This is a genomic window from Haloarcula sp. DT43 (assembly GCF_037078405.1).
Lineage (GTDB): Archaea > Halobacteriota > Halobacteria > Halobacteriales > Haloarculaceae > Haloarcula > Haloarcula brevis.
Genome location: NZ_JAYMGZ010000002.1, coordinates 82,470 through 98,013, shown reverse-complemented (window position 1 = coordinate 98,013; position 15,544 = coordinate 82,470). Strand labels below are relative to the sequence as shown.

Here is a 15,544-nt window from a genome sequence, read left to right as displayed (position 1 = left end):
TCACTCGGCGGCGTAGGCCCGGACGCCGGCTTCGAGGACCTCGCGGTAGCGAGCCACGTCGATGTCGACGGCGACGCGGCCGTTGGGGTCGTTGTCGGTCGTGCCGTGTTCGTCACAGATGACCGCGCCGTGGCAGGGGCCGCCGGTCGTGTCCACGTCGAGGTAGTACTCCTCGAAGCCGAGCACCGAGTCGTCGACGATGTCGGCGACGACGGCGGCGTCGTGGATGGCCGGCGCGTCGGCCAGCGGGTAGGTCCCGGAGTCGGGCCGGTAGTCGAGCCACTCGGCGATGGTCCCGCGGACGCCGCCGGCCGCGCGGAACGACTCGATGAACTCCGGGGAGACGGTGGCGCGATTTGTCACGTCCAGGCCGACCATCTTCGGGGCGGCGTCCTGCAGGACGCGGCTGGCCGCCGCGGGGTCGTTGTGGAAGTTGGCCTCGGCCATCGGCGTGACGTTCCCGCTCGTCATCGCGGCCCCGCCCATCAGATAGATGTCCCCGACCAGGTCGGGCAAGCGGGGCTCTTTCGCCAGCGCAATCGCCAGGTTCGGGAGCGGGCCGACGGCCGCAATCGTCAGGTCGTCGCCGTGCTCGCGGGCGGCGTCGACGATTGCGTCGGCCCCGTGGACGTCCCGCGTCTCGCCGTCGACGGCGGGCAGGTCGCCGCGGAGTCCGTTCTCGCCGTGAATCCACTCGGCGGTGGCGAGGTCGTCGACCAGCGGCCGGCCACAGCCCCGGGCGACCGGCACGTCGTACCCGCCCAGTTCCAGTATCGCGTGGGCGTTCCGCGTCGTGTTCTCGATGGTCGTGTTCCCGCAGACGGTCGAGAGGCCGACGACGTCGATAGCGTCGTGGCCGAGCGCCATCGCCAGCATGACCGCGTCGTCGCAGCCGGGGTCCGTATCGAAGAACACTTTCCGTGGCATATCCCCGACGTTTCCTCCATCGGATATTAAATGCTGGTACGGACTGACCGTCACACGTGTGCGCCTCGCGGAGGGGGTCTGTGGGACGTTTGTCGGCCGCCGTCGCGCCACACAGCGGTGTGTCGGAATGTGTGGCCGACAAACCAGGTGTGGCCGCCCCAATCCTCTTGTACGGGCCGAGCGGTGCGATACCAAGGGACAGTCGGGCCTGCGCCCGACCCCGGAAGCGGGGACACGACGCGGCGGCGATACCGGGCCGAGAGTTCGTTACAGAATCCAGTCAGTATCGAGAAATAGTCCGTCAGGGTAAATTTTAACTATATACTCTCGATACGGTACAGGAAGTGATGGACAGACACCACCTTCGGTCGGCGACGCTCTGCGTACTGCTCGTCGTCTCGGTCATCAGCACCGGATTCATCGGAAGCGCCGCTGCTGTACCGGGCGAGCGAAACGGACTGTCGACGGCGAACAGCCAGACAGCGGCACAGACAGCATCGGGCGGTGCCGTCACCTGTCAGCTCGACGGGGACTGCCCGAGACCTGATAGTTCGGTCGACCTCAACGCGAGCGGAGCGGGGGTCGACGTGCTCATCGACGGGAGCCACCAGGGCTCGACGTTCACGGAGTTCGCGAACCGGCTCAGCGAGCGCGGGTACGACGTGGACACGAAACGCTCCACCACGGGGGGACTGACCTCGTGGGGCGACTCGGCTGCCAGCGGGCTGGGGGACTACGACGTGGTCGTCATCCCGGTGCCACAGACCGCCTACAGCGAGGCCGAACAGGAGGCGCTGGACGAGTACGTCCGCAACGGCGGCAGCCTGTTCGTCGTGGCCGACTGGACTTCGCCGCTGCAGGGTAACGCGGGGAAGCTCAACGACATCACCGACCCGTACGGGCTCCATTTCAACGGCGAGAGCGACAAGTGGCTGCGCAACATCCAGGACCCGACCAACAAGACCGTCGAGGACTACGAGTGGCGGGTAATCCTGCACAACACGGGGGACCACCCCATCACCGACGGCGTCGAGACGGTGGAGTACGACGGCGTCAGCATCAACGTGACCGACACGGCCAACGGGACGCAGGCCCCGCTGCTGTACGGCGACGAGGACACCTACGAGTACACGTACTCGACCACCGAGGAAAGCTTCCCGCGCGGTGAGCGAATCGTCGGTGCGGCCGCGACGTGGGACATCGGCCAGAACGGCCGCGTCGTCGCCTTCGGCAGCCAGAAGTCGCTGACGACCTACCTCACCGACGAGTGGCAGGCCGAACACCAGCAGACCGACACCCGGCCGTTCCTGTTCCGGACGGTGAAGTGGCTGGCCGCCTCGGGTCACGTCGAACGGCCCGAGAGCCCGGTCGCGGTCACCGGCGAGCGGCTCAAGGGCGGCGAGACGCCCGCGAACGAGACCATCGTCCTGAAAAACAGCGAGATAGCGGTCGCCATCGGGACCGAGAGCAACGGGCCCTTCGGCACGCTCCCGGGCGGCATCTACGACGCCAACGCGTACGGGCTGACGACGGACCAGATAGGCGTCGCCGAGTTCGCGTTCAACAACTTCGGCACGTGGCCCGTCTACGAGTCCTTCGAGCGCCAGAACGCCACCGGGCCGAACGGCGCGGCGGTCGTCACCGCGACCGGCCACGTCAGCACGAGTCCGAACGTCTCCGTCACGACGACGTACACGCTGCCGGCCGACTCCAGCCACGTCTGGATAAACACGACGATGGAGAACGGCGGCGACCAGCGCCTCCCGGTCAACGACTCCGAGCGCCTCCAGAGCGGGGCGGCGCTCAGCTCAGAGGGCCAGTCCACCTGGCTCCCCGGGTCGGGGACCATCGAAGAGACGCGCGCCCCGCCGGTGAGCGCCGACACGCTCAGCCAGCCGTGGGCCGCGCTCACCGGCGACCGCGTCAGCTACGGCGTCTGGGGCGGGAACGGCTCGTTCACCTCGTACACGGCCTCCTCGACGTGGGTCGACCCGTGGCTCGAACACCGCCTCGACCCCGGTGAGACCCAGTCCGCCGAGTTCGCCTTCTTCGTCGGCGCGGACGGTACCAGTAGCGCGACCAGCGAGTACTACAACGAGCGGACCGGTGCCGACGTGGGCACGGTGACCGGCACGGTCGAGAGCGCGGGCAACGAGTCCGTCTCGCGGGCCACGGTCACCGCCTCGACGGACGAGGGCGCGTTCACCTACACCGTCGGGACCGACGAAGGGGCCTTCGACCTCGACCTGCCGGCCGGCGAGTACACGCTCCGGGCGGAGGCGCAGGGCTTCGCGCCCTCCGAGTCCAAGACCGTGACCGTCGCCGACGGCGAGACGACGAGCGTCGCCTTCGATACGCTCGAAGGTCCCGCGCCGGTCAACGTCACGGCGTCGCTGAACGACAGCGGCCAGGTCAGCCCGGCCGACGCTCGCATCACGGTGCTCAACGAGGGCACGGCGGTCAGGACCGTCTACACGCAGACGACGCCCGCCGGGACGGCCTCGTTCGAACTGCCGCCGGGCAACTACACGCTCGTCCTGAACCACGGGACTGAGTACAACACCGAGCCGGTCCGCAAGAACATCTCCGTGACGCCGGGCGAGGCTGTCACGGTCGACGCCACGTTCACGGAGGAACTGGACCCCAGCGAGAACGACTGGGTCAGCGTCGACCCGCACGCCCACAGCAGCGTCAGCTTCGACGGCACGACGCCCATCGACAACTTCGTCGCCATCCAGAAGTCCTCGGGCGTCGACGCGGTGTTCATCTCCGACCACAACGCCATCGGTGGCTGGGGCTCGATGCAGTCCCAGACCGAGGCGCGCGACGTGCTGTTCATCCGCAGCGAGGAGATAACCACCGGTGACCTCGGGCACTTCAATCCCTACCCGATGCACGGCGAGGAGATGGTCGACTCCGAGGGGACGCTCGTGGAGTTCATCGAGGAGTCCCGCGCGCGACACAACGCGACGGTCTTCCAGATAAACCACCCCGGTGACCGCTTCGTCGACCTCTCGGAAGCGCCGGGACAGGAAGACGAGTACCTCCCGATGGTCGACGCCATCGAGGCGTACAACGGCGAGTACGGGGCCGGTGACGCCAGCAGCGTCCAGGGGCTGTTCAACCTCTGGAACCAGGGCTACGACATCGCCGCGACCGGCGTCAGCGACGACCACTGCTCGCAGTGCTTCCCGGTCAAGTACGGCAGCGCCCGCACGCGGGCCTACGTCGAGGGCCCCGTCACCGCCGACAAGTGGGCCCAGTCGGTCAAGGACGGCCACACCTACGCGACGTACGGGCCGGCCGTCCAGTTCACCGTCGACGACCGGATGCCCGGCGAGACGGTGAACACCACCGCCGGGTCCTCCGTTACGGCGTCCGCGACGGTCCGGAACCTCGACGAGCTCGCCTACGCCCACGTCATCCGGAACGGGACGACCGTCGCCAACGTCACGCTCGACGGGACCACCGACACGATGAGCACCGACGTGGCCGTCGACGGGAACGCCTGGGTCGCGTTCCGCGTCGTCGACGAGGACGGCGACCGGGCGCTGACCAGCCCGGTCTGGATTTCGGCCGGCCAGCAGGCCGAGTCCGGAACCGACGGGGACGGCGAGTCCGGCGGAGCCACGGTGACCGCGACGCCGGCGACCGAGAGCGGGGCGACACCGGGCGGCGACACCGCGACCGCGCCGCCGGAGACGACCGCGGGGTCCGGTCCCGGATTCACCGCCGTCGTCGCGTTGCTCGCGTTCGTCGGCGCGGCGCTGCTCGCCGCGCGGCGGGGGACGTAAGCGATGCCCGACGCCAGCCAGCGACGGACGCGGCGGGGGTTCCTCGGAACCCTCGCGCTGGCGGTGGCGACCAGCGCCGGCTGTAGCGGCCTCGGCAGCACCCGGAACAGCCAGCCGGGCGTCGGCAGCGGGTCCACGGCGACGCCCGACGCGCCTGAGACGCCCGCACGGACGGCCGGCGAACCACATCACGACGAGAGCGGGCACACGCACGCCGACGGCGAGCACACCCACGACGACCACGGCGAGGGGGACGCCGACGGCGGCGACCTCGACGCCGACCCCGGGACCCGGCTGGCCGCGTTCGAGTCCCACCTCCGGGAGTGGTTCGTCGACGTGGACTCGCTGGCCGTCGAGGACGACCGGGTCAGGCTGACCTACGTCACGGAGACCACGCGCAGCCACGAACTCGCCGCCGGCATCGAGACGGTCGTCGTCTCGTTCATCCAGGCCTACACGGACGACTGGGGGGTCGAAGGCCTCGACGCGGAGGTAATCGAACCCGCCGGCGACGTGATGGGGTACTGGCGGACCGAGTCGCGCTGGGTCGAACCGGTCGTCGAGGGCCACGAGACGCGGACCGCGCTCCTCGAACGGACGCTGGATACGTACCACGGGCGGCTCACCCGCGACCACGACCACGATTCGACCGGAACCGGCCACGGCGGGACCGAGAGCGGCCACCAGCACCGGAACGGAACCGAACACGCGGACCACTGACGGCACTGCCGTCACGGTCTTCGAAGAGAAAGAGGCGGTAGCCGCTCAGACCTTCAGCAGCGACAGCAGACTGACGCCGACGTCGAAGTACTCGACGAGGCGATAGCCGACGAGGATGCCGAGGATGCCCATGACGCCGGCGAGGTTCGGCGGGGCCGGGATAGGAACGTCGAGCAGTCCGAACAGGACGCCGGTGGTGACGCCGGTCATCGTCGCGACGATGACGAGCGAGAGATTCATCGGACGGTCACCGCAGCCCCACAGCGAGGACCCGCGGCGTCGCGGCGCGGAGCGCTCCGAGCGCGGCCGGTTGGTGTGTTCGAAGTGTGTGTCATTGGTAGCACAAGGAACGGGTTCGAGCGGTAAGTATGCACCACCTCGGGCCGACAGTGGTGTGGCGTAGCATACAACAGTGCCAGAAAGGTACAGATGTCGAGATACGGGGCTGTATATTCAGTTTCCCCGAGAAAATGTAGATATATTCTACATATCTACGTACACATGAGACAATACGTGAATCGATTGCTCCAGTAGCACTTTTTCTTCGATATACGTCGGCAGAGCGGAGTTGACAGAGATATAGTCCCCACAGATGTGACTATCACAGCGAGAGTTTCTCCGGGCCTGCCGAGCAGGCGAGCGGCCGCCGCTCACCACGGGACGGAGAGTCTCCGGGAAGCTTGCGTTTATAAGAGTGCCACGATAAATAATGACGATGCAAGCCGTTCAGTTCGAGAGTCACGGCGACCGCGACGTACTCGAGTATGGCGAGTTTCCCGACCCCGAACCGGGCCGCGACGAGGTGGTCATCGACGTGAAGGCGGCCGCGTTGAACCACCTCGACATCTGGACCCGTCGCGGGCTGCCGGGCATCGACCTCGACCTGCCACACATCCCCGGCAGCGACGCCGCGGGCGTCGTCGACGAGGTGGGCGACGGCGTCTCGCGGTTCGAACCGGGCGACCGGGTGGCCGTCCTCGCCGGGAAGAGCGGCGGGGGCGACGAGTTCACGCGGAAGGGCGACCCGACGCTCGCGCCGGACTTCCACATCATCGGGGAGCACGTCCGGGGCGTCCACAGCGAGTACGCCGCCGTACCGGCCGAGAACCTCACACCGGTCCCTGAGGGCGTCGACTGGGAGACGGCTGCCGCGTCGCCGCTGGTGTTCCAGACCGCCTGGCGGATGCTCCGGGACCGCGGCGACCTGAAGGCCGGCGAGTCGGTCCTAGTCCTCGGTGCCTCCGGCGGCGTCGGCCACGCGGCCGTCCAGATAGCCGACCACGCCGGCGCGGAGGTGTTCGCCACGGCCAGCAGTCAGGAGAAGCTCGACTACGCCGAGGAACTGGGCGCGGATCACGCCATCAACTACGAGGAGACCGACTTCGCCAGCGCGGTCCGGGACCTGACCGACGGGCGCGGCGTCGACATGGTCGTCGACCACATCGGCGCACAGACCTGGCAGGACTCGCTCAAGAGCCTGGTCAAGGGCGGCCGCGTGGTCACCTGCGGCGCGACGACGGGCGGCAACCCGGAGACCGACATCAACCGCATCTTCTGGAACCAGCTCGAGGTCATCGGCTCAACGATGGCCACGCCGGGGCAGGCCGACGAAGTGCTGGACCTGGTCTGGCAGGGAGAACTGGAACCGCGCGTCCGGGAGACGCTCCCGATGAGCGAAATCGCCCGGGCACACGAGATTATCGAGGACCGCGAGGGCTTCGGGAAGGTCGTGGTCGTGCCCGACAGCGAACTGTAAGGCCCTACTCCGTTCCGAACCGGGCCGTCGCGAACTCTTCGAAGGGAGCCGAGTACTGCATCAGCATCGTCCCGAGGATGCTCATCACGAGCACGTAGGCGACGGTAAAGGAGTAGACGGCGTTGGCTAGCTCAACCGACAGCGACGTGCCCGCGCCGGTGAGCGCAACGGCGGCGATAATCAGGGAGAACTCCCCACGAGTGACCATGCCGAGGCCGACGCGCATCGACCGACGCGGGGGGAGGTCGTAGGCCCGGCCGCCGAGATAGCCCGACAGCAGTTTCGTCGGCGCCGTGACGACGACGGCGGCGGCGACGAGCCCCGCGACGCCGGCGAACAGCCGGGGGTCGGTCTCGACGCCTATCCAGAAGAAAAACACCGCCGCGAACGTGTCGCGGACGGGCTCTAAGAGGTTCTCCAGTTTGTGCGTGTGAGACGTCGAGGCGAAGGCCATGCCGACGAAGAACGCGGCGACGGCCTCGCTGACACCGATGGCGAGGGCGACCCCGGAGATGAGAACGGTGATGCCGACGGCCCGTATCACCGTGAACTCGTTCGAGTTCGTCTGCAAGGCCCGCTCGAACCACGGCGTCCCGTAGCGGGCCAGCAACAGGAGCCCGACGATAAACGAGAGCGCGACGCCGACGGAGGTCGCGGCGGCCCCGAGGTCCGACCCGCCGGCGACGAGCGCGGCGGCTATCGTGAGATACACCGCGATGACCAGGTCCTCGAAGACGAGGGTCCCCAGCAGCGGGTCGGCCTCGTCGTTGGCAATCCACCCGAGGTCGATGAGCGACTTCGTGATGATGGCCGACGAGGAGATGTAGACGATGCCAGCGATAAGGAAGGCCGCGAGCGGGTCGCGGAACAGCGCGAACCCGAGCGCGAGCCCGGCACCGAAGTTGACCGCGAGGTCGATGGTGCCCGCCCTGGTGATGCGGCCCCAGCGCTCCAGCAGCCGGTCGAGGTTGAACTCCAGGCCGAGGAAGAACAGCAGAAAGACGATGCCCAGCTCCGCGCCGAGTTCGACGAACTCCGAGGACTCGACCACCGGGAGGGCGTAGCCGGCGACGGAGAGTTGTCCAGCGACCGACGGCGACAGCGCCATCCCGAAGACGATGTAGAACGGAATCACCGACTTGTTCAGCCACACGGCGACGAGGGTCGCGACCGCGACGGCGGCGAACAAAACGCCGACACCGAGCAGGTCAGCCACGGCGGCCCCCCGGCGAACTGGTCGCGGACATCTACAGGTCTCCGGCCAGGAGCTTCTCGAACTGCTCGCAGTTGTCGCGCTCGCCGATGACGACGACCGTGTCGCCGGCCTCGATTTCAACGTCGGAGGTGGGGGCGGCGATGACGTCGTCGCCGCGCTGTATCGCGACGACGGTGACGCCGGTGCGCTGTCCGATGTCGGCACCGGCCAGCGTCTCGCCGACCAGCGGCGAGTCGTCCTCGACCGCGTACCACTCAAGCAGCGTGCCCTCCGACAGCATCGTCTCGACGTGGTTGGACTCGACCGGCTGGAAGTACGCCCCTTCGAGTATCGTGCCGACCATTCGCGCCATCCGGTCGGAGAGTTCCACGAGCTTCTCGGAGTCGGCGTCCGCGCTCTCTTTCAGGTACAGTTCGCGCGTCCCCGTGTTGTGGGTCACGACGACCAGTTGCTGCCCACCGCCGATGTCCACCTCGTGTTTCTTTCCCACACCGGGCAGGTCGCTCTCTGTCACGTCCATAGCCGCGAGATTGCGGCGGCGAGGCAATAAGACCCGGTGCCCGAGGCCCGGCCGCCGGGACCCGAGACGACGGGGACCCAAAGGTATTAGTGGGTTCCTACCAACGTTCAGACAAGCAAACTTTCGCTAAAACAACTAAGATTGTTTTAGCGTCGGGAGCTACCAATGCCACACGACACACTCCTGCTCATCGGTCGGGACACGTCACGCGCTGCGCCCTACGAGACACACGCTCGCCGGCTGCGCGAGCGCGGGGTAGCCGCCGACGTGACGGTGCTGACCTACGACCACGAACCCCGTCGGGAGTTACACGACGACCTGGTAGCCATCGACGCCGACCGCGTGTTCGCGCTGCCGATGACCGTCGCTCACGACCACACGACGGTGGCGGACGTGCCGGCGGCGCTGGACGCGGTCGACGCCGAGACGCACTACTGCGAGCCGGTCGGGCGCAGCCCGCTCGTCACCGAGGCGCTCCGGGATCGTGCCGCCGCGGCGGTGCCCGAGACCGGCGACGCCTCCGTCGCGCTCGTCGCCTTCGGTTCCAGCGGCAAGCCGTACCAGCGGCAGGTGACGGAGTATCACGCCGAGCGCCTGCGCGAGCGGACCGCCTTCGGCGAGGTCGAACCCTGCTATCTGCTCCAGAACCCCGCCGTCGAGTGCGTGCGGTACAACCTCACCCGCGACCACGCCGTCGCCGTGCCGCTCTTTCTCGCGCCCACCGACGCCACCGAGACGCAGATTCCCGCCAAACTCGACCTCGACAGGGGCGGGCTCGCCTACGCCGACACGCTCGACGACCACCCGCTCGTCACCGAGGCCGCCGCCACTGCCGTCGAGACGGCGCGGACCATGGCCGACGCGGGCACGCCGCGGACGTTCGAGGCGACCCTGGCCGCGACGAACCGGCCGATGGCGACCGACGGCGAGGGCGACTAGGCGTCGGTTGGTGGGTTCCCGACAGTAGCCTGTTCGGACGGAGCAGCCAGCGAGAACGGTATCTTCACCGCTTCGAACGCCCTCGACCGCTCGCGGTCGCCGGCCGGCACATCCTCGGTCGCGTCGCTCGCTCGGATAGCGGCCGCCCGGCCACAGCAGTCGAGCGTGTCTCGAAGCGACGGAGAATAGCCGAAGACCGCCCGACGCTGGCGCACTCAGTCCCGACGGACGACTAGCACCGAGAGGTCCGAAAAACGCGTGTCCTCACGGCTATCGCCGCCGGCGTCGTCGGCGAGGTCGCCCAGCGTCGTCGCGGTGCGGGCCTCGTCGGCGTGGGTGAGGCGCTCGTACACCAGCGCCGGCAGGTCTGGGTCGCCGCCGGCGTCGAGCAATTCGGCCGCGACGTCCTCGGGCATCAGGTCGAACGGCCGCGGGAGGACGAGCAGGTGGCGCTCGCCCACGTCGCGGCGGAGGCGGGCGCGGTCGTCGGCGAGGTCGCCGCTCTTGTGCAGCGTGACGAACGTCGTGTCCTCCATCGGCGTCCGGGCGCGGCTGGCCGCGACCTGGAGCGACGAGATGCCCGGCACGACGCGAACGGGGCGGTCGACGGCCCGCTGGACCTTCCCGACGAACTGGTAGCCCGAGTGGTTCGGGTCGCCCATCAGGACGGCCGTCCCGCGCTCGCCGGCGGCCACGCGCTCGGCGAAGGCGTCGAGCGTGTCGAGTTCGTCCCGGTAGCCACAGGGCAGCAGGTCGGCCTCCGTCCGGTCGGCGACGAAATCGACGACCGTCTCGAAGCCGACGACCACGTCGGCCTCCCGAATCGCGTCTTCGCCCCGTGGCGTGAGGAAGTCGAGGTTTCCCGGGCCGATGCCGACGGCGTGGACCGGTCTGTCGGCGTGGGGGTCTTCGGGCGCGCTCGCCGCGAGGGCGGCGGGGTCCGGCCCGCTATCGAGGTCGTAGTCGTCGTCCTCAGTCATTCAGAGAGACCACTCCCTCGCGGCTCGCGGGTCGTTCCTCCCCGCTCGCTCTCTCCGAGGGGGAGGTCATAGATCGACCACCCCCTCGCGCACGTCACTGGCGACGTGCACCAGTTCGTTCGTCAGCCCGGCGGCCAGCCCGCTCCCGCCGCGGCGGCCGACGTTCGTGATGGTCGGGACGCCGTGCTCGGCCGCCACCTCGCGGAGTCGCTCCCGGCTCTCTGCGGCCTTCACGAAGCCGACCGGCGTCGCGACGACCACCGCGGGCCGGGTGCCGTCCTCGATGCAGTCGGCGAGCGCGAGCGCCGCCGTCGGCGCGTTGCCCACGACAGCGATAGCACCGTCGTAGACGCCCTCCCGGTCGAGTTCGAGCACCGACGCGGCGGTCCGGGTCATCCCGGTCTCGGCGGCCAACTCCGCACCGTTGCCGATGGCCTTCCGCACCGGACAGTCGTGGCCGCGGCCGGTGATACCCGCTTTGACCATCGTGATGTCGGTGACGATGGGCCGTTCGTCGAGGACGGCGCGCGCCCCCGCGCGGACCGGCTCGTCCTCGTCCGCGCCGGTGAATCGGACGAGGTGCTGGAACTCGGGGTCGCCGGTGGCGTGGACGGACTTCTGGCGGATGCGGTCGGCGAGCGTCTCGTCGGAGACGAGCCTGCGGACGCGGTCCATCGACGTCTCGGCGATGTCCATCGCGTTCTCCGTGGTCGCGCCGAGGTCGGCGTACTCCTCGAAGTCGCCCTCGCTGTTCGCCTCACCGTCTGTGTTAGTCGTCATCGGAAGTCACCTCCGTCGAATCGACAGCCCGCTCGGAACTGGCGCGGGCCTCAAGGGTCCCATCCACTTCCAGATTCAGGTCCCGCAGGCGGTCGCGCGTCTCGTCGTCGGCGTCCCAGAGGCCGCGGTCGATGGCCTCAAGCAGGGTGTCCGTGATGGAGTCCAGCGCCCAGGGGTTCACGTCGCGGAGCCACTCCTGGCGGTCCGCGTCGAAGGCGTAACGCTCGGCCACGTCGTTCCAGAGCGCGTCGCTGACGACGCCGGTGGTGGCGTCCCAGCCGAGCACCACGTCGACCGTGGTCGAGAGGTCGCCCGCGCCCTTGTAGCCGTGTTCCTCCATCGAGTCGAGCCACGCGGGGTTGAGCACGCGGGCCCGCATCGCCTTGCGGACCTTCTCCTCGTTGGTGTAGACGTCGACGTTGTCCGGGTCCGATGAGTCGCCGACGTAGGAGTTCGGTTCCTCGCCCGCGATCTCGGTCACGGCGGAGATGAACCCGCCGTGGAAGGCGTACCAGTCCGAGGAGTCGAACTCGTCTTGCTCGGCGGTGTCCTCGATTTTGACGGTCGCGTCGACGGAGGACAGGCGGCGCTCGAAGGCGTCGTGGGCGTCGCTGACGCGGCCGCGCGAGCCCATCGCGTAGCCGCCCCACTGGACGTACACGTCGGCGAGGTCCGACCGGTCGTCCCAGTTGCCCTCGTCGACGGCCTTGTTCGTGCCAGCGCCGTAGCCGCCGGGGCGCGTCGTGAACACGCGGTGCGTCGCGGCGGTGCGGGCGTCGCTCTCGTCCATCCCGTCGGCCACGAGGTCGTCGGTCTCCTCCTCGACGTGTTTCTTCACGTAGTTCATGTCGTGGGGCTCGTCGAGGTCGACGACGGCGTCGACGGCGTCGTGGACCACGCCCGCCGCCGCGGGGAAGGCGTCCCGGAACAGGCCGGAGACGCGCGTCGTCACGTCGATTCGCGGACGACCGAGTTCCTCCAGGGGAATCGGCTCCACGTCCTCGACGCGGCCGGCGTCGGACCAGACCGGTTCGACGCCCATCAGCGCGAGCACCTGCGCGATGGTCTCGCCGCGGGTGCGGACCGTCGGCGTGCCCCAGACGACGACGCCGATTTCCTCGGGATATCCGCCCTCGTCGCTCTCGTGGCGCTCGACCACGCCGGCGGCGACCTCGCTGCCCACGTCCCAGGCCGTCTTTGCCGGGACCTTCCGCGGGTCCAGCGTGTAGAAGTTCCGGGCCGTGGGGAGCAGGTCGACGCCGCCGCGGGTCGGCGCGCCGGAGCCGCCGGGCGGGACGTACTCGCCCGCCAGCGCGTCGGCGGTCCGGGGAATCTCGTCGGCCGCGCCGGCCACCCGCGGGGCGGCCTCCTCGCAGATGTAGGCAAGCACCTCGCGGAGGTCGTCGTGCGCGCCGGAGCGCGCGCGGGCGTCCCCGATGGGGTCGATGTCGACGACGAGGAGGTTCATGTTCACCTCCGAGTCCCCGTCTTCGAGTTCGCTCACGGGCACGTCGAAGTCGTGCTCGGCGAGCGTCCGCACGAGGTCTTTGCTGGTCTCGTGAACGCGGTCGGCGGCCTCGGCGTAGGTCATGCCGAGGGCCTCGTCGTACTCGCCGGGGGCGTTGCGGAGTGTGTCGTAGTCGACGCCCAGGACGCCGGCGACGCTCTCGCGCAGTGACGGCGCGCCGGGGTTTTCGAGCCGCGTGAGGGCGACGAGATAGTCGACCAGTCGGTCGTCGGCCGGCGGTTCGCCCATCGTGTGCAGGCCCTTGCGAATCTGGGTCGTCTTCACGTCGGTGAGGTACTCGTGGACGCGCTCGACGAGGTCGTCGATGTCGAGGTCGTCACCCTCGACGTCTCCCTCCGCAAGTGTGGACCCTGCTTCGTCCGGGCCACGTACGTCGGCTTTCTCGTCAATCTCGCCCGCAATCCCGAGTTCGACGGCGAGGTCCAGTTCGTCGACCGTCTGGCGAATCTGCTCAGCGAGGTGTTCGCCGTCGTCGGCGCGGGCGTCCTCCATGCCGGCCTCGCGGTAGCGGTCGGCCAGTTCCTCCAGGTCGGCGAGGTCGTCGTAGGTGCCGGCGTTTGCCATCACCGGCGTCAGGTAGTCCACGATGGCGGCGTAGGAGCGCCGTTTCGCCTGCGTCCCCTCGCCGGGGTTGTTGACGATGTAGGGGTAGACGTTCGGGATGTCGTCGATGAGCTGGTCGGGCGCGCTCTCGCCGTCGAGGCCCACCGTCTTGCCGGGGAGCCACTCCAGGCTGCCGTGGGTTCCGAGGTGGACGACGGCGTCGGCCTCGTAGTCGTTGCGGAGCCAGCGGTAGAACGCGACGTAGTCGTGTGGCGGCTGGAGGTCCGAGTCGTGGTACACCTTCGAGGGGTCCATACCGAAGCCCCGCGGCGGCTGGACCGTGACGAGGACGTTGCCGAATTCGGCGCCCGGAATTGCGAACGGGCGCTCGGGCGGGTCGCCCCACTCCTCGACCACGTTCGCGCGGAAGTCCGGGTCGAGGGCGTCGAACCACTCGCCGTACTGGGCCGGCGAGACGGTGTCGACGCTCATCTCGCGCACGTCCTCCGGCGCGACCCAGCGGTCGTCGAGCGTCAACTGGGCGGTGAGTCGTTCGACGAGCGACTGGCCGCTCTCGGGCGTGGTATCACCCAGCTCATAGCCGCGGGCGTCCAGTTCGTCGAGCAGATTCACCGTGCTCTCGGGCGAGTCCAGCCCGAAGGCCGTCCCGATACCGTCGTCGCTCGGCGGGTAGTTGTGGAGGACGACGGCCACGTTCTTCTCGTGGTTGGGGGTGTGGCGCAGTTCCGCCCAGTTGACCGCGAGGCGCGCGACGTGGTCGACGCGGTCCTCGATGGGGAAGTGCTGCTTCGGGGCGCTCCCGATGTCGGCGTCGTCGTCGGTGCGTTCCTTGCCCGAGATGGGGTGGGTGATGACGTTGCCGTCGAACTCGGGGAGCGCGACCGAGAGCGCGAGTTCGAAGCCCATCACGCCCGTGTCGCTGGCGTCGTACCGGGAGCGCGAGCGCATCGTGGTCACCGTCTGAATCACGGGGACGCCGAGTCGGTCGAGGAACACGTCCGCCGCGCCGTCGCCCTCGTCGTCGGCGCTCCGGCCGCGCTCGTCCATCGACAGCGAGAACATGAACGACGAGCAGACGGCGTCGACCAGTGGATTGCCATCAGCGTCCAGCAACCACTCCTCGGTGACCCGCTCGGCGTTCCACTGGCCCTCGGCGTCGGTCGCCGGTTCGCAGAATATCGGGAGCGCGTTCGCGCCCTGGGCCTCGATGGCTCGGACCTGCGCGTCGACGTAGCGCGTGTTCTCGTGGGTCCAGTGGGACTCGTAGAACCAAACGGCGACCGTCGGTTTCGCCGGGTCGAACGTCGCCCGCAGGTCCTCGATACTCGCCCCGGGGTGGTCGGGGTGGTAGACGCCCTCCGTCGGGAGCGTCACCGGGCCGTCGTACGAGGGGGCGGCGTCGCCGTACTTCGCGACGAGGTAGCGGGCGCAGTTGGCGACGTTGCTCGCGCCGCCCTTCTCCAGGTACTCGTAGACCGTCTCGCGGTGCTCGTCGGGGACCGACGTGTCCTCGACGGCGAAGGCGTCGCCGGTGGCTTTCACGACCAGCGGGACGCCGGCCTCGCGCAGGCGCTCGACGGCCCGCTCGTAGCCGGGCATGCTGTCCTCGGCTCCGTGGAGCCAGAGGATCACGGCGTCGGCGTCGGTCAGTTCGTCGACGAACGCCTCGACCGCCGGTTCGTCGTCGAGGTCGCTCTCCGAGCGCACGACGAGGTCCGCGTCAACCTCGCCAGCGGCCCGCTGGACGGCCCCGAGTTCGTTCTCCGTCGCGGTGTAGAGTCCAAGCTGTGGCATAACGTTATTAAATCTCCGTTTTCACT

At 68.8% G+C, this 15,544-nt stretch carries 12 protein-coding genes; 4 read left to right on the top strand and 8 right to left on the bottom strand.

Annotated elements, in window-relative coordinates; translation table 11 throughout:
- On the bottom strand, positions 1–927 hold the full coding sequence (locus VI123_RS07705; RefSeq protein ID WP_336337475.1) for a nucleoside hydrolase: 927 nt from the start codon (positions 925–927) through the stop codon (positions 1–3).
- 347 nt (positions 928–1,274) lie between these two features.
- Here VI123_RS07705 and VI123_RS07700 point away from each other — a divergent pair, with 347 nt between their 5' ends.
- The gene (locus VI123_RS07700; RefSeq protein ID WP_336337474.1) at positions 1,275–4,721 is read left to right on the top strand and encodes a CehA/McbA family metallohydrolase; all 3,447 of its coding nucleotides are present in this window, start codon (positions 1,275–1,277) and stop codon (positions 4,719–4,721) included.
- 3 nt (positions 4,722–4,724) lie between these two features.
- Entirely contained in the window at positions 4,725–5,441 is a 717-nt protein-coding gene (locus tag VI123_RS07695) for a hypothetical protein (protein ID WP_336337473.1), read from the top strand.
- A gap of 45 nt (positions 5,442–5,486) precedes the next feature.
- On the opposite strand, the gene VI123_RS07690 is transcribed toward VI123_RS07695, so the two are convergent.
- Entirely contained in the window at positions 5,487–5,681 is a 195-nt protein-coding gene (locus VI123_RS07690) for a XapX domain-containing protein (RefSeq protein WP_336337472.1), read from the bottom strand.
- A 475-nt stretch (positions 5,682–6,156) separates the two neighbouring features.
- On the opposite strand from VI123_RS07690, the gene VI123_RS07685 reads away from it, so the two are divergent.
- Positions 6,157–7,197, top strand: a complete 1,041-nt coding sequence (locus VI123_RS07685; RefSeq protein WP_336337471.1) for a zinc-binding dehydrogenase — start codon at positions 6,157–6,159, stop codon at positions 7,195–7,197.
- Positions 7,198–7,201: 4 nt separating this feature from the next.
- Here VI123_RS07685 and VI123_RS07680 read toward each other — a convergent pair whose 3' ends face one another.
- Both VI123_RS07680 and VI123_RS07675 read right to left on the bottom strand, forming a co-directional pair.
- A complete protein-coding gene (locus VI123_RS07680) occupies positions 7,202–8,413 on the bottom strand; it encodes a cation:proton antiporter (RefSeq protein ID WP_336337470.1) in 1,212 nt (403 codons plus the stop codon).
- A 31-nt stretch (positions 8,414–8,444) separates the two neighbouring features.
- Complete coding sequence (locus VI123_RS07675) at positions 8,445–8,933, bottom strand: cation:proton antiporter regulatory subunit (protein WP_336337469.1); 489 nt, start codon at positions 8,931–8,933, stop codon at positions 8,445–8,447.
- A gap of 165 nt (positions 8,934–9,098) precedes the next feature.
- Between VI123_RS07675 and VI123_RS07670 the strand changes: the two genes are divergently transcribed.
- Positions 9,099–9,872 (top strand): CbiX/SirB N-terminal domain-containing protein, encoded by a 774-nt coding sequence (locus tag VI123_RS07670; protein ID WP_336337468.1) that lies wholly within the window; start codon positions 9,099–9,101, stop codon positions 9,870–9,872.
- Here VI123_RS07670 and VI123_RS07665 read toward each other — a convergent pair.
- From VI123_RS07665 to cobN, 4 genes are all read right to left on the bottom strand, one after another.
- The gene (locus VI123_RS07665) at positions 9,869–10,087 is read right to left on the bottom strand and encodes a hypothetical protein (RefSeq protein ID WP_336337467.1); all 219 of its coding nucleotides are present in this window, start codon (positions 10,085–10,087) and stop codon (positions 9,869–9,871) included. The two genes, VI123_RS07670 and VI123_RS07665, sit on opposite strands and share 4 nt — an antisense overlap.
- A complete protein-coding gene (locus VI123_RS07660) occupies positions 10,088–10,852 on the bottom strand; it encodes a cobalt-precorrin-7 (C(5))-methyltransferase (protein WP_336337466.1) in 765 nt (254 codons plus the stop codon).
- 66 nt (positions 10,853–10,918) lie between these two features.
- Entirely contained in the window at positions 10,919–11,632 is a 714-nt protein-coding gene (locus VI123_RS07655; protein WP_336337465.1) for a precorrin-8X methylmutase, read from the bottom strand.
- Positions 11,622–15,518 (bottom strand): cobaltochelatase subunit CobN, encoded by a 3,897-nt coding sequence (gene cobN / locus VI123_RS07650; protein ID WP_336337464.1) that lies wholly within the window; start codon positions 15,516–15,518, stop codon positions 11,622–11,624. The genes VI123_RS07655 and cobN overlap by 11 nt, the downstream gene beginning before the upstream one ends.
- Positions 15,519–15,544: the final 26 nt, after the last annotated feature.

Bases quoted from the DNA above. Each gene is read 5' to 3' on its own strand.
- VI123_RS07705 (WP_336337475.1), bottom strand. From the start codon at position 927: ATGCCACGGAAAGTGTTCTTCGATACGGACCCCGGCTGCGACGACGCG.
- VI123_RS07695 (WP_336337473.1), top strand. From the start codon at position 4,725: ATGCCCGACGCCAGCCAGCGACGGACGCGGCGGGGGTTCCTCGGAACC.
- VI123_RS07690 (WP_336337472.1), bottom strand. From the start codon at position 5,681: ATGAATCTCTCGCTCGTCATCGTCGCGACGATGACCGGCGTCACCACC.
- VI123_RS07660 (WP_336337466.1), bottom strand. From the start codon at position 10,852: ATGACTGAGGACGACGACTACGACCTCGATAGCGGGCCGGACCCCGCC.
- cobN (WP_336337464.1), bottom strand. From the start codon at position 15,518: ATGCCACAGCTTGGACTCTACACCGCGACGGAGAACGAACTCGGGGCC.
- VI123_RS07655 (WP_336337465.1), bottom strand. From the start codon at position 11,632: ATGACGACTAACACAGACGGTGAGGCGAACAGCGAGGGCGACTTCGAG.
- VI123_RS07670 (WP_336337468.1), top strand. From the start codon at position 9,099: ATGCCACACGACACACTCCTGCTCATCGGTCGGGACACGTCACGCGCT.
- VI123_RS07700 (WP_336337474.1), top strand. From the start codon at position 1,275: ATGGACAGACACCACCTTCGGTCGGCGACGCTCTGCGTACTGCTCGTC.
- VI123_RS07675 (WP_336337469.1), bottom strand. From the start codon at position 8,933: ATGGACGTGACAGAGAGCGACCTGCCCGGTGTGGGAAAGAAACACGAG.
- VI123_RS07685 (WP_336337471.1), top strand. From the start codon at position 6,157: ATGCAAGCCGTTCAGTTCGAGAGTCACGGCGACCGCGACGTACTCGAG.